Annotated in this window: 11 protein-coding genes; 5 read left to right on the forward strand and 6 right to left on the reverse strand. The window is 46.0% G+C overall.

The features are described 5' to 3' along the window. Positions 1-131: 131 nt before the first annotated feature. A complete protein-coding gene (locus KSW37_RS03490) occupies positions 132-2,246 on the forward strand; it encodes an outer membrane beta-barrel family protein (RefSeq protein WP_217313334.1) in 2,115 nt (704 codons plus the stop codon). A gap of 185 nt (positions 2,247-2,431) precedes the next feature. Then, complete coding sequence (locus KSW37_RS03495) at positions 2,432-3,442, forward strand: alpha/beta hydrolase (RefSeq protein ID WP_254881132.1); 1,011 nt, start codon at positions 2,432-2,434, stop codon at positions 3,440-3,442. Positions 3,443-3,455: 13 nt separating this feature from the next. Here KSW37_RS03495 and KSW37_RS03500 read toward each other — a convergent pair whose 3' ends face one another. Together KSW37_RS03500 and KSW37_RS03505 are read right to left on the reverse strand one after the other, a co-directional pair. Further along, a complete protein-coding gene (locus KSW37_RS03500; protein WP_217313336.1) occupies positions 3,456-5,021 on the reverse strand; it encodes an ATP-binding protein in 1,566 nt (521 codons plus the stop codon). Between the two features lie 80 nt (positions 5,022-5,101). After that, complete coding sequence (locus KSW37_RS03505; RefSeq protein WP_217313337.1) at positions 5,102-6,412, reverse strand: NAD(P)/FAD-dependent oxidoreductase; 1,311 nt, start codon at positions 6,410-6,412, stop codon at positions 5,102-5,104. Positions 6,413-6,554: 142 nt separating this feature from the next. Between KSW37_RS03505 and KSW37_RS03510 the strand changes: the two genes are divergently transcribed. Beyond that, a complete protein-coding gene (locus tag KSW37_RS03510) occupies positions 6,555-6,953 on the forward strand; it encodes an FKBP-type peptidyl-prolyl cis-trans isomerase (RefSeq protein WP_022121977.1) in 399 nt (132 codons plus the stop codon). A 51-nt stretch (positions 6,954-7,004) separates the two neighbouring features. On the opposite strand, the gene KSW37_RS03515 is transcribed toward KSW37_RS03510, so the two are convergent. Next, a complete protein-coding gene (locus KSW37_RS03515; protein ID WP_217313338.1) occupies positions 7,005-9,197 on the reverse strand; it encodes an outer membrane beta-barrel protein in 2,193 nt (730 codons plus the stop codon). A gap of 160 nt (positions 9,198-9,357) precedes the next feature. Here KSW37_RS03515 and KSW37_RS03520 point away from each other — a divergent pair, with 160 nt between their 5' ends. Beyond that, positions 9,358-10,776, forward strand: a complete 1,419-nt coding sequence (locus KSW37_RS03520; protein WP_217313339.1) for a sensor histidine kinase — start codon at positions 9,358-9,360, stop codon at positions 10,774-10,776. Positions 10,777-10,810: 34 nt separating this feature from the next. After that, positions 10,811-11,497, forward strand: coding sequence for a response regulator transcription factor (locus tag KSW37_RS03525; RefSeq protein WP_118201233.1), 687 nt, complete (start codon positions 10,811-10,813; stop codon positions 11,495-11,497). Here the strand turns inward: KSW37_RS03525 and KSW37_RS03530 are convergent. The 3 genes from KSW37_RS03530 to KSW37_RS03540 form a co-directional block, all read right to left on the reverse strand. Next, on the reverse strand, positions 11,481-11,903 hold the full coding sequence (locus KSW37_RS03530) for a hypothetical protein (protein WP_217313340.1): 423 nt from the start codon (positions 11,901-11,903) through the stop codon (positions 11,481-11,483). The genes KSW37_RS03525 and KSW37_RS03530 overlap by 17 nt on opposite strands. Before the next feature lie 17 nt (positions 11,904-11,920). Continuing rightward, positions 11,921-12,811 (reverse strand): hypothetical protein, encoded by an 891-nt coding sequence (locus KSW37_RS03535; RefSeq protein WP_217313341.1) that lies wholly within the window; start codon positions 12,809-12,811, stop codon positions 11,921-11,923. A 140-nt stretch (positions 12,812-12,951) separates the two neighbouring features. Further along, positions 12,952-13,857, reverse strand: a complete 906-nt coding sequence (locus KSW37_RS03540) for a Ppx/GppA phosphatase family protein (RefSeq protein WP_217313342.1) — start codon at positions 13,855-13,857, stop codon at positions 12,952-12,954. Positions 13,858-13,860 lie beyond the last annotated feature (3 nt).

A 13,860-nucleotide genomic window follows, 5' to 3' on the forward strand; every position in this document is an offset into this window, starting at 1 on the left:
ATATGTATATTTATAAACAAGCAAGTTGATATTTATTCACTTGCGAAACTTCAGTTAATAAGAATATAAACAGCTCTTTGTTAAGAGTGGAATAGAGTTTTATAAAACAAAAGATATAGGAACGGATGAAAATGTTAGATTTTAAGGTAAAAAGATTTGTTGGTATTATATTTCATTTGATTTTAGCTCAAATCTGTTTGGCTCAGACTGGTATCGCTAACCAAAATTTTGGAAAGGATACTCTGCAATTAAGGGAGGTTGTTGTTAGAGCAACCCGCCCTTTGGCAAAGTTGAACAGCGAAGGCTTTGTGACAGAAGTCAAAGGTACCGTTTTGGAAGAACTTGGTTTTGCAAAAGATGTTATGGGTATGTTGCCTGGTGTACTGAATAATAATGGTTCCATTGAAGTTTTTGGCAGGGGAAAACCAGTCTTCTATATCAATGGACGTATTGTCCGCAATAATATAGAAGTTGAGCAATTGAAGGCTAACCAAATAGATAAGATAACAGTTATAACGAATCCAAGTTCACGTTATGCTTCAACCGTAGGTTCCATCATAAAGATAACAACCATTAAAAAGGTTGGGGATGGTTTCTCCTTTGATAACATTGCTACTTTTGGTTGTCGTAATTATATGTATGGCAAAGACAATTTGGACTTGAACTATAGAATTGACAATTTGGATGTTTTTGGAACGTTGGGATTTGAGAAAGGCAAGGATACGAACTCTAGCAAAAATGTTCAGAATTCATGGCTCTCGTCACATCATCAGCAGAATACGACTATGAAATCGACACAGCACTCAAACTTGATTGATGGTAAATGGGGATTTGATTTTTCCTCGTCTCCAAAACTCTCATTTGGCGCATTTTACCAAGTGTCTTATGCTCCAACAAAGACCAATTCGAGCATTATGTCATCATTATATTCTGATGATGTAATTGAAAGTGAGACTTCTGCATACAAGGATATCAAATTAAGAGATTTGGAACATTTGTTAGATGGATATTGCCATGGGGTTTGGGGAAAATGGAATTTGGAAATGACTTTTGATTTAATGTGGAAAAAAACACATGAAAATCAAAACGTTATAGAGCAGACTGGCATCAATCAGGATTTCGGAATAAAAGATGTTGGGCATGCTAGGTTAATGGCAACGGAATTATATGCGTCACACCCATTTCTTAAAGGTAATTTTAGCTTTGGAGTAGATTTCACCAATAGTAGCCGTGAGGAAAATTCAGAAAGTGAAAATAGCATTATGGCTGGCGAGAACAATAAAATACAGGAGCAGAATATGGCATATTACGTTGAGACTATGCAGCATCTAGGCAATGTAATATTCCGTATCGGTGGCAGGTATGAGCATGTGAACAGTGAATATTTTATAGGGGGCAGAAAAAATCACGAACAGTCACATGTTTATGATAAGTTTTTCCCGACTGCTTCATTGTCTCTGCCCATTGGAAAAACTATGGTGCAGCTGAGCTATTCTAAACAATGCTATCGTCCATTGTACTCTCAGTTGAGCAACACGGTTCACTATGTTAATAAATATCTCTATCAAAGTGGAAATCCGTATTTGCAACCATCCTATAGCGACAACATCTCTTTGAATTTGAGGTATCGCTGGCTGGCATTAACTGCTAATTATAAAAAGGTGCAAAACCAAATAATAACATCATATACATATTATGATGATGCGAAGACTATTGCTTTGCTCAAAAAGGAAAATTCTAGAAACAGTCTGTCTAACTTACAGATAATGGCTTCTTTTATGCCCGGATTCCTTTGGAAATGCTATTATCCTGTATTGGCATGTGGTGTTGTCTCGCAATTTTACAAGATTGATTACAGAGGAAATATAAAGCACGTGGACAATCCTTTGGTTGTAGTTAAGTTCAATAATATTTTCAAATTCCATAACAACTATATGGCGACAGTAAATTATAGTTGGCGTAGTGAGGGAAATAGTGAGAATATTAAGATGGGGAGTGTTGGACAGATAAATCTTTCTTTGGCTAAGGATTTATCTGAAAAATGGAATGTCAAGTTGTCTGCAAATGACATCTTTAATACTGCCCGCAAAAATACTTTTACCATTTTCAGCGGAATGAATGATGTCTATCTTGAAAAGGCTGCGTCTGTAAGGGCAGTGGAATGTATCGTAAGATATAAGTTTAATACAGTTAAAACAAAATATAAAGGTAAAGGGGCAGGGAAAAAGGAAATGGATAGATTGTAACTGTTTAAACTCTATCCTTTCTGGGATATGCTTATCGATTGTTTGTCGTAGTTCATATACCCTTATAAATGCAGCTTTATGCTTCAATTTAACAGGATTTTTCCCTCCGTTTCTTTGCCATTTCCATCTTTTTCCTTAATTTTGCAGCGGAAACTCTATAATAGATATTTTTAATAGCAATAAGAATGAAGATGAAACAGGAAAAGATAAGAAAGATAGGCATCGCTTCGGCTTTGGGCTTGGTGGTGCTCGTGATGCTGGGACTGTATGGCGCCAGCAACTATATGCTCAATTATTCGCTCAACTATCCGAAGGAGGAGAGAATGACAGCTGAGCATTGGAAGAATAGGATGAAGAATGAGTGTCCCTGGATGATTGGCTGGATGGACTCTGTGTATCAGCACCATTGTGTGAAGGATACCTTTGTCGTGATGCCGTCTGGCTACAAGGCCCATGCCATCTATCTCTATGCACCGAAAACTACGGAAAAGACTGCCGTGGTGGTGCATGGCTATCAGGTGCGCTCCGAGGGAATGCTGCACATCGCCTATCTCTATAATCACGATATGGGGTATAATGTGCTCCTGCCAGATCTGTATGGACATGGAGAGAGCGAGGGCAACCATATCCAGATGGGATGGAAGGATAGATGGGATGTGATCAGGTGGTCGGAAATCGCCAATGAGATTTTTAGAGTGAAGGGTGAAGGACAGAGAGTGAAGGGGGATGACCGAAGAGTGAAGAATACCCGTCAGGTGATTCACGGCATTTCGATGGGTGCGGCAACCACGATGGCAGTATCGGGAGAGAAGACTCCCGATTACGTGAAGTGCTTTGTGGAGGACTGCGGCTATACAAGCGTGTGGGATGAGTTTTCCGCTCAGCTCAAAGACCAGTTTGGCTTGCCTTCCTTCCCGCTGATGAATACCACTTCCGCCCTTTGCCAGCATCGCTACGGCTGGTCGTTTGCCGAGGCTCAGCAGATAGAGCAGGTTCGCAAGAGTACCAAACCGATGCTCTTTATCCATGGCGATAAGGATGCCTTCGTGCCCTACGCCATGCTTCATCCGCTTTATGAGGCAAAGACGAAGGGCCGTAAAGCCATCTTCATCGCCAAAGGCTCCGTTCATGCTATGGCATATCGCGACCATCACGAGGAATATACCCGCATCGTGAAAGATTTTGTTTCGAAGTGAGATATCTGTAAAGTTATGCTTTTTCGATAATCCAATCTTTGATGCTACCCGTAGTGCTGTCAAAGTTGATGCCTACCTTTGTGATAGGTTTGCCACAGAGGGCAAAGCGCTTGTGGTAGTTCTTCAGATTCATCTGGCGCATGGCAGCCTGGGCACTCTTGTTGAGCTTTAGCTCAATGAGATAGAGGTCGGTCTGGGTAAGCAGAACCATATCCACTCTTCCTCTTGGTGTATGTACTTCCACATCCAGAACAAATCCCGTGAGCAGGGTGAAGATGATGTAGAGCATCTGCTGATAATGTCCCTCGTGATTGGTTACATGGCAATACGGAATGGTTTCGAAGTAATCCTGCAGAAGCTGCAGAGCCCCATCCATATCTTGCTTGCGGATAAGGGATGCCATCTTGGCGATGGTAACGCCGCCTTGCTGGGCACTCTTGCCATCCACATAGTTGGGCAGGAGATTGTCAAACAGTCCTACTCTTATTTCCTTGTTCGGGATGTCGAGGGTATAGAGCTGTGTATCCTTGTCGTAATCCTTGATGGTGACGTATCCGCTCTGATAGAGTAGTGGGGTAATGGTCTTCATCTTTTCCGTCGGGGCATCGAAGGCTGATTCCAGTGCTTCTGTAGGAGCTATCTCGTTGGGCAGTACCTCAAACTTATTCAGCATATTGATGAGATAGGTAGGGGTACCCGAACAGAACCAATAGGAGCCGAATTCTTTTTCTGCAAAGCAATTGAGCAGACTGTAAGGATTGAAGACATCCGGTGATACCTTGGCAAAATGATAGCCATCGTAGTGTTCCTTCAGTTTGGCGATGGTTGCCTCTCTTGTCAAATCCTGTGATTTCGCAAGCATATCAATATCTTCCTGCATTTGGGTAAGCAGTTCTTCCTGGGTGATGCCGCAGATGCCTGCATAATCTTTGTCCATAGAGATGAGGGTGATATTGTTCAATTCGCTGAAGATGCTTACCTGCGAGAACTTGGTGATGCCGGTAAGGAAGACGAAACGGAGTTTTGCTTCGCAGAATTTCAGAGGACTGAAGAAGTTGCGCATGATGTTTCGCAGAGTATCCAGTTGCTCCTGTTCGTGTGCCACGTCAAGCATGGGCGCATCATATTCGTCGATGAGTACAACCACCTGTTTCCTTGTTTTCTCGTATGCCGTATAGATGAGTTCTGTCAGTCTGTTGTTGGCATCAATCTGCGGTTGGGTGATACCCCATTTTTTCTCTTCCATTTCCAGGATGAAACCGAGGTATCTCTCCAGTTGGTCCTTTTCCATGTGCTTGCCTCCGCTTAGGTCAAAATGCAGCACTGGATATTCTGTCCATTCCTTCTCCAGCTTTTCGATGGCAAGTCCTTTGAACAAGTCTCTCTTTCCCTCAAAATAGTTTTTGAAGGTGGAGACCAATAACGACTTTCCGAAACGGCGTGGTCGGCTCAAGAAGAAATATTTACCGTTGGTGTGAGCCATGCGGTAGATGTATTCCGTCTTGTCGATATACAGTTTGTCTTCTTCTCGAATTCGTTCGAAAGTCTGTATGCCTAAAGGATATAGTTTTGTTGCCATAATCTTTCTTTTTTTTAAATCTTACTGCAAAAGTACAATAATTATTTGATATGGCAAGTTTTTTGGGAGAAAAGTTTTATTTATTCTCCTATGTGTTGTCCCACCACATATCCCGTGGTCCAGGCGGCCTGCAGATTGAAGCCGCCGGTGATGGCATCGATGTCGAGCACTTCGCCGGCAAAGAAGAGGTGAGGGCACACCTTGCTCTCCAGGGTATGCAGGTCGATGTTGCTGAGGCTGATGCCGCCGCAGGTAACAAACTCTTCTTTGAAGGCTCCCTTGCCGTTTACCTGATAGAGGTCGTTGGTGAGGGTTTCTATCAGCAGGTTGCAACCCTTCTTTCCCATTTCGCTCCATTTCTTTTCGGGTGCATATCCCATCTTCTGAATCAGGAAGAGCCAGAGGCGGGATGGCAGATTGTAGGGGCGGATGCTTGCCAGCTGCTTCTGCGGGTTGGCGATGATGATGCCCTGGATGTTCTCTTCCACCAGCGAGCGGTTGCTCTCGTGTACCCAGTTTACGGAAATCTTAATCTGATAGTTGTTCTCGTGCAGATAGCGGGCTGCATGGGATGAGAGCTTCAGCACGGCAGGACCGCTCATGCCCCAATGGGTGATGAGGAGCGGACCCTCTGCCTTCAGTTTAGTGCCCGGAATGCTGGTATATACAGGCTCTACCACCGTGCCCATCAGGTTCTTGAAAGCCTTGTCGGCGATGGTGAAGGTGAAGAGCGATGGGATAGGCAGCTCTATCGCATGTCCCAAGTCTGAGAGATGCTTGAAGTTCTCTATTTTCGGATGACCGCCCGTGGTGATGGCTACCCGGTGGAAGGCAATCTGCCTGATTTCAGAAAAGGGATGAGAGGCAGAAGATGCTTTCTGAAAAGAGGCAGAAGATGCACCCGATAGATTTCCCTTTTCTTTTGAAATCTTGAAATCCAGGAGCAGGCGCTCATCCTCCAGTTCGGTGATGGCGGTGAGCTGATGATTGCATTGTATCTTCACGCCCAGTCGCTTGGCGGTATTCACCAGACAGTCGATGATGCTGTGCGAATCCTGAGATTGCGGAAACACGCACTGGTCTTCCTGCGTAACCAGTGGCACGCCGTTCTCCTCAAACCAGTTGAAGGCATGCTGGTAGTCAAATCTCTTGAAGAGTCGCTTCATCAGTTTATGTCCGCGGGGGTACGCCTGTTTCAGGTCGGAAATCTCCTCAAAGGAATTGGTAAGATTGCATCTTCCTCCTCCCGTAAATTCCACCTTGGCGAGAACCTTCGAATTCTTCTCGAAAATCGTGATGTCGGCGTGAGGGAAGTTGCGCTTGGTCTCTATCGCCGCAAAGAATCCTGCAGCACCCCCACCAATAATTGCAATATGTAGTGTCTGTGGCATATCGTATTTTGGGTTGATTAGGGTGCAAAGGTACTGCTTTTCTTTGATAAAAGAAGAAAAGTTCCCCTTTTTCTTTTGCAGATACGATAGATTTTTGTAACTTTGCGCAAAAATCATAGTATATCAAGTATCAAATAGATTTATGGCAAAAAGAGAATATGTTGAGGCCAACAAGCGTTGGCTGGAGGAAAAGGCAAAGGAGGAGGGCGTTATGGCGCTGCCTCGTGGTATATATTATAAGGTGTTGAAGCAAGGCGACCCGAAGGGAGCACAGCCTAGCCGACGCAGCATCGTGACGGCCCATTACACCGGTTGGACCATCAACGGCAAGAAGTTTGATTCCAGCCGTGGCGGTACGCCGTTCGCTATGCGATTGAGCGACCTGATAGATGGCTGGATTGTTGCCATGCAGCAGATGCACGTGGGCGACCAGTGGGAACTTTACATCCCTGCCGAGATGGGCTACGGCAAGTTCTCGCAGCCGGGCATCCCAGGCGGTTCTACCCTGATATTCGAAGTAGAACTGCTGGGAGTGGGATAACCCGGATACTTGAAATTATAAAGATCATTAAGATAAGAGAGTCTTGTCCGGCTATAGTCGGTTCAATTCATCTTCCGCACTGTTCATGCCGTTGTATCTTCCCTTGCGCTTGTTGAATTTCCAGGTTACGGTCAACTTGTAGCTCCATAGCTTGTAATCCTCAGTCTGGGAGAAGTCAACGGCATGCTCGTGGGTTCGCTCCTTGAAGAGCTGCTGATGGAAGAGGTCGTTGGCACTGAAGGCAACCTGTAATCTGCCGTCCATCCACGATTTGTTGGCACCAAGACTCCAGTTCTGAGTGGGGCTGAACTTCGTTTTGCCCACTTGTCCTCCGTTGTCAAAACTGTAGGAGAGCGACAGCTGATAGTCGTTTGGTAGCGTGAAGTAATTGTCAAACGATGCATTCCAAGTTGCTCCGTTGTAACTGATTAGCTCTCCATGATCATTTACGGAGAAGCGCTGGTAAGTGATGCTTGCATGGGCATTCGGACGCCAGCAGCCGAAGACGTGCCCCCAGTTGAGATAGGCCATGTATTTCTGCATCTTGTTGAAGTTCATGAATGTACTCACGTATCTTACGGGCTTGTCTTCCGGCACTTCATGCACGTACATGATGGAGTGGTCGATACGGGTATATCTCAGCATTCCCATGAAATCTTTCCATTGCACCGAGTAGGTCAGACGATAGGTGTTGACAGGCTGCAGCTTCGGATTACTAATCTGATACTGAAAGCGCGAGATATAGTAGATGTTCCCACTGAGCTGACTGAAAGAAGGTCGGGCGGTGGTAGTGCGGAAGCTGAGCGAGTGATGCCACGATGGTTCTTTGAGAGTGATACCGAATGATGGAAACCACTGGTCGTAATGACGCTCCATATTGTCGGGAGATTTCTCCGACAGATTGGTGTATCGGGAGGTGAGATGCTCGTATCGGATGCCTGCCCACCAGCTCCATCTGCCAGCTTCACCTTGATATTGCAGGTAAGCTGCCGTCTTGGTATCGTGGTTTTTGTATTCCGTAGTTCCAAGCATATCGGCAGAACTTTCGGTTCTACCCTTGCCTTCCATCAGGCTCCATTCGCCACCATAGTTGATGGAATGTTTGTCTGAGAAGAGTTGTTTGACTTCGAATCTTCCACTATAGATATCGTAGTTGGAATTAGAGCGGTTGAGGGTTTCCTGCATCTCGCTACCTTCTTTCTCCGTGATAGGCTGTCTGTCAGAATCCTTGTTCCTTGCATAGTCCAGATAGATCTGTGATGAGAAATGCTTCGACCATTTAGCCAGATGGAAGAGGTTGAAGTGGTGACTGCGCTGGTGTCCCCATTGCTGGCTCTCCGCATCGAAATACTTCATCTTGCCATCCGCATCAGAAAGTTTCATCTCGCTGTTTGTATCTTCTCCTGCTGGGTTAGGATAGCGATAGTACTGCTGCTGTTTCTCGCTTCTGCCACCATTCAGCCAAAGCCCTTCCCATTGTATTCCCACTTCGTGCTGCTTGCTGAGCAACCAGTCGAAGTTGAGTTCCGTAGTGTTATAATTTGCCTTGTTCTTGCCATGGCGGTCGGTTCCGAAGAGATATTCGCCATCTTTGGCTCTTACGAGCGCTTCCTGTGGCTGATGCACATTGTATCGGTTGTCTGTGTAACCGTAAAATCCTGTGAGCGAAATCTTCTTCGTTACCCAACCCAGGGTCAATTCCTCGTGGTTGGTGTTCACCTCGCTCAACTTATCATACACCTGCATCTTGCCGAATATACCCTCGTCTGTTCTTCTCGTCAGGATTCTCAGTACGGCTCCCGTCGTTGCATCATATTTTGCACCAGGAGTGGTAATGAGTTCTATTTCATCTATCAGCTTCACATCGAGATGAGAGAGTTCGGCAGAGGTAGCCTTCTTGTCGTTGAGATAGATGGTGGGTGCTCCCAGTCCGTTTACTTCCAGAGTTCCATCGGAGGTTTGTTTCATGCCGGGTATGTGCTTCAATACATCTTCCAGCGTTGGCTCCTTTGCCAAAGGAGTATTGCGGACACGGGTAACCAGGGCATCGTTTCTCATCTTGTACATCGGGCGATGACCTGTTACGGTTACGGCTTGAATCTCGGCCTCCTTATCAGCTTTGATTGAATCTTTTTCAGTCTGTACCGAGTCAGTGGAAACTCCGGATGCTGGGAATTTCGCATTTTGTGCAGTTGCACAGGTGGCGGTGGCTAGCATCGCGCATAAAACTGTTTCTTTCTTCATTTTCTTCCTTGTTTTTGTTTTCGTTTGCAAAGGAACAGCTTTTCGGGCTCAAAATCGCAAATAATCATTACTGAAACATTACGCTGGCAAAATAATCTTGCTTCACCTTTTATATATAGTGAAATCTTCGTACCTTTGCATCGAAAAAAGAAAAAATGATATGAATAGAAGAATCAAACAAGTCTGGCTGCTCGCCATCCTTTCCTCTTTCCTGCTGATAGGCTTGCAGACCTATTGGCTCTACAATAGCGTGACCTATTCGATGGGAGAGATGGGGAAGAAAAACGCCGAAAAGGCGGAACAGGCGATTATTGCCTATCTGACAAATATCGGAGCGGCGGTAAAAGAAAAATCACATATCGGTTATGTCGTCTCGGCATATTTTTCAGACTTCAAGGGTCCCTGTACTACGGTTTGCTCTCCGCTGGATACGGATACAATCATTGGTGGAGTGGTGTATCGCAAGCCGGGATTCGGTAACGTGATGGAGAAGAGAGATACTTTCGATTTGCGTGAGACGGATTCCAATAATTCTTTTGATTGCCTGAATACTTACATCACTTACCAGCTTACCCGTTTTGACAAGGCGCATTTTAATCGTTTCGTCAGTAGGAAACTGGGCAATGATTTCATCGGGGCAGAGATGAAGACGGGAAAACATCGTCTGTGGCAGACAAGAATCGTAGAGCCTCCTACCTTGTTTCATCACGAAATGCTGGTAGAAGTGCCTTTCAATCCTATCCGGTATCAGTCGATGCAGATGAGGATGCAGGTGCTGATGCTGCCCATCCTGAAGGGAATGATGTGGCAGATGATAGGAAGTCTGCTGGTTACCATCATGCTTCTCCTGAGCATAGCTTATCTCATCAAGGTGATGCTCCTGCAGAAGAAGGTGGATAAGATGCGAAGCGACTTTGTGCATACGATGATTCACGAGCTGAAGCGCCCCGTGCAGACGCTGAAGATGTGTGTATCCGTATTCTCTGCTCAAAAGACTGACGAGAAGGATGAGAATGCTCTCATCATGGAGACGGTTAGAGAGGAGAGCGATAACCTGACCGCCTATCTCGCCAAACTCCGTGAAGTAATCAGGGCAGAGGAACATATCCCGCTCCAGATAACGTCTTTCGATATCCATGCCGCCTTGCAGAATCTGGTGGCTTTTTATCGAAAGAACAGGCAGAAGGAGGTGAATGTTTTGCTCGATTACCAGCGCACTTCCGATAGGATGATGGGAGATAGAGACCAGCTTCTGAATGTGGTCAGCAATCTGATGGAGAACTCGGTGAAGTATTCCGGCGATATTGTCAATATCCATGTTGCCTGCCGAGATACCGAGAAGGAGGAAGTCATGATTTCTGTATCAGATAATGGCATCGGCATCTCGTCCGATGAACAGCAGAGAGTCTGGACGAAGTTCTATCGCAGCAATGCTTACCCGGATATGATGCAGCCAGGCATCGGCTTGGGTTTGAGTTTTGTTGATATGATTGTGAAGGCCCATGGGGGCAGGAAAATGATGCAGAGCGAAGTGGGCAAGGGAACCAGGATTTCGATTGTCATCCCGCAGCACTCCTGATGCATCCGGTTTAACGCTATAAACAACAGAAGAAATGATCAAGATATTATTTGCAGACGATGACTTGAAGTATTCTATGTTGCTGAAGAGTTTCCTGCAGCAGCATGGCTACGATGTGACTTATGCCGGCAATGGCAAGAAGGCATGGGAGCAGTTCCCGGAGGTGAAGCCCGACCTGGTATTGCTCGACATCAATATGCCGGAGATGGATGGCTATGAGGTGGCTGAGCGCATCAGAGCCATCGACCCGAAGGTGCTTATCTTCTTTCTCACCGACCGTACGGAGAAGAACGATCGACTGAAAGGTTTCTCCCTGAAGGCAAACGATTATCTTGCCAAACCCTTCTATCCGGAAGAGTTGCTGGCAAGAATAGAGGAGCGGTTCTCCATGAATGAGAGTGAGACGATAGAAGAGGAGGTGTATCATTTCGGAGAAACCACCTTCTGCTATAACAACAATGAGCTTCGTACCCGTTCCTCTCGTGTGCTCATCACCAGCCGACAAGCCGACATCCTCCGTCTGTTGGCGAAGAATATCGGCAATGTAGTAAGCAAGGAGATGATACAGGAGGCGGTGTGGGGTACCGTGAGCTATGCCAACTCCCTGGCTGTGAATGTGCAGATGACGTATCTCCGCCATGCTCTTCAGCATGATGCGACCGTTAAGATTGAGTCGCTGAAGAAAAAGGGATACGTTTTGTCTGTTATTTCTCCAGAGTAACGATGATGTAGCTTCTGCCATCCTCTTTCAGGCCTCTTTCCTGAATGGCTTTGGTGCCCTCTTTCAAGATTTCGATGGCTCTGATCTTGCTGGGAGAAATCTTGTTGAATTCCTCTTTAGTCAGCTCCTGCTCTCTGCCCTTGATCAGATAGTGAGGGGCTGGCTTGGGGGCAGGAGGTGTGGTAGTGGTGATGATATGACTCTCTATCACATCTCTTTTGGGTGCCGGCAGGACGTTGGTGTTTACCTGGTAATTCTTGATGGTTTTACCGATGAGTTCCTTGCCGGTGAAGTTTGGAATGCGCTCGCCGTCGATGCTGTAGATACGCAGGGTATCTGCCTTGGATGCCATACTGCTGGTTATGCCCAGCAGGGCAAATGCAATGGTGAAAATATACTTTTTCATAAGCGTGAAATGTTTTATCATTCGTTTAACTGTGCCAATGGAAGTAGCTGATAACTACCATCTTGTGTTTCTTTGATATTGATGGTGTAATGCTGCATGTTGCCGTCGTTGTCCAGGGTTGAGATAACGATGTTATCGCCTTGGCGGTTGATGGTAAGCTGCTCTGCAGAAGGCAGGGCGGCAGAGGCTACTTCATAAATCTGATTGAAATCTTCATGAATGCTTCTTTCTGTTTCAGAAGAGGTCTTTTCGGCATTGCCGGAAGTTTTCTCCTTATTGTCAGAAGAGGTCTCTTCTGTATTTCCTGCAGTCTTCCCTGTATGGTTCTCACTTCTTCCTGCGATATTCTTTCTTTTGGTAAGGGATATCTTGCTTGTCTTCATTTCCTGTGGAGTCACGATATCCTGGGTTGCAGCCAGGAAGAGGGAGTCGGCACGTTCCATCTTTTCGTACGCATTCAGATGCTCGTTTCCATCTTTAGAAGATGGCTGCGAGCGAACCACCTGCTCTGTAGGAATCAGGTTGGTGAAACCAGGTTGTTGTTCAGAAGAGGATGAGAAATAATCCTTGATAGGGAAGAGCAGGAAGATGAGGCCTGCCAGCATCGCCGTAGCGAGAAGTATCGCAGAGAGGCGTACCCATCTTGTTTCGTGCTTCTTTGAGACTCCAAGTGGTATCTCTTTCATGTCTGGCTGTCCATCAGCTTCTTCCACCTGATGAATATTTGGAGTATAGTTCTTCATTCCCAGCATCAGGTTTCTGATGTCGAGATCCTCATCCGTTAAATCCTTATCTTTGCAATGGCGATAGAAATCAGCCAATGCCTGTTCTTCCTCCACGCTGGTATCAGCATCGAGGTAGCGCTCTATCAGCTCGTGGCGATAGGTTATATCTTCTAGTTTCTTCATTTCTTTCCTTTTTATGTGTATGATGCAAGAAGAGGCGAAAGGTAAACAAAAAAATGCTACCTTCGCACATTTCCGTGCAAAGATAGCATAAAAATTTGAGATATAGACATATCTTTTATTTTATTTGCGGATGAAGTGGTTTATTCCTCTGTTTTTGCCATCATCTTCTCATAGAGTCCATCTACGATGGAGTCGGCGAGCGAGATGTTGGGCACCATGATGCTTTCACACTTCAGGTATTCGCATGCCTTGAGGAAAATCTCAGCGGCAGGAATGATGACGTCGGCACGGTCTTCCTTCAGAGAGAAGGAAATCTCGCGCTCCTCGATGCTCAGGGGTTGCATCATCGAGTAGAGACGCTTCAGTTCGGCAAGCGTCAGGTTTTTGGAGTCCTGCTTGCTGTGGCGTGCCAGCTTGTTCAACTTGTTGATGTTGCCACCCGAACCGATGATCTTGATGTCGCCGTATTGCTCAGCATATCTCGCCAGGTTCTCCTTGAAGAGTTTTTTGGTTTCGGCAGTCACCTTGCCGCTCAGCATTCTCAGAGTACCCATGTTGTAGGAATAGCTCTCGGCGAGAACACCATCGTGGATGATACTTACCTCCGTGGAACCACCGCCCACATCAATGTAGGCAAAGCAGCCCTCGTTGGAGTCTGTTTTCTCTACCAGGTTGTTGTAGAGGAGCTGTGCCTCCTCCTGCCCCTTGATGATTTCGAGTTTGATGCCGGTTTGCTTCTCTATTTTCTTGAGCACCTTCTTGCCGTTCTCGGCATCGCGCATGGCTGAAGTGGCACAGGCGCGAAATGCCTCTACGTCATTGAGTTTCATGAATTGCTTGAAGCCCTTCATCATGTGGAGCATCATCTTCTCACGCTCCTTGGAAACCTTTCCCAGGGTGAATACATCCTTACCCAATCGCAATGGGATGCGGATGAACATGAGTTTCTTGATGCGGTCTTCCTCTCGGATTGCCTCGGGATCGAAGCGCTTGATGAGGAGTCGGGCTCCGTTGGAGCCGATATCAATGGATGCTAAATTCATCATTAT

This window comes from Segatella copri, from assembly GCF_019127135.1.
GTDB lineage: Bacteria > Bacteroidota > Bacteroidia > Bacteroidales > Bacteroidaceae > Prevotella.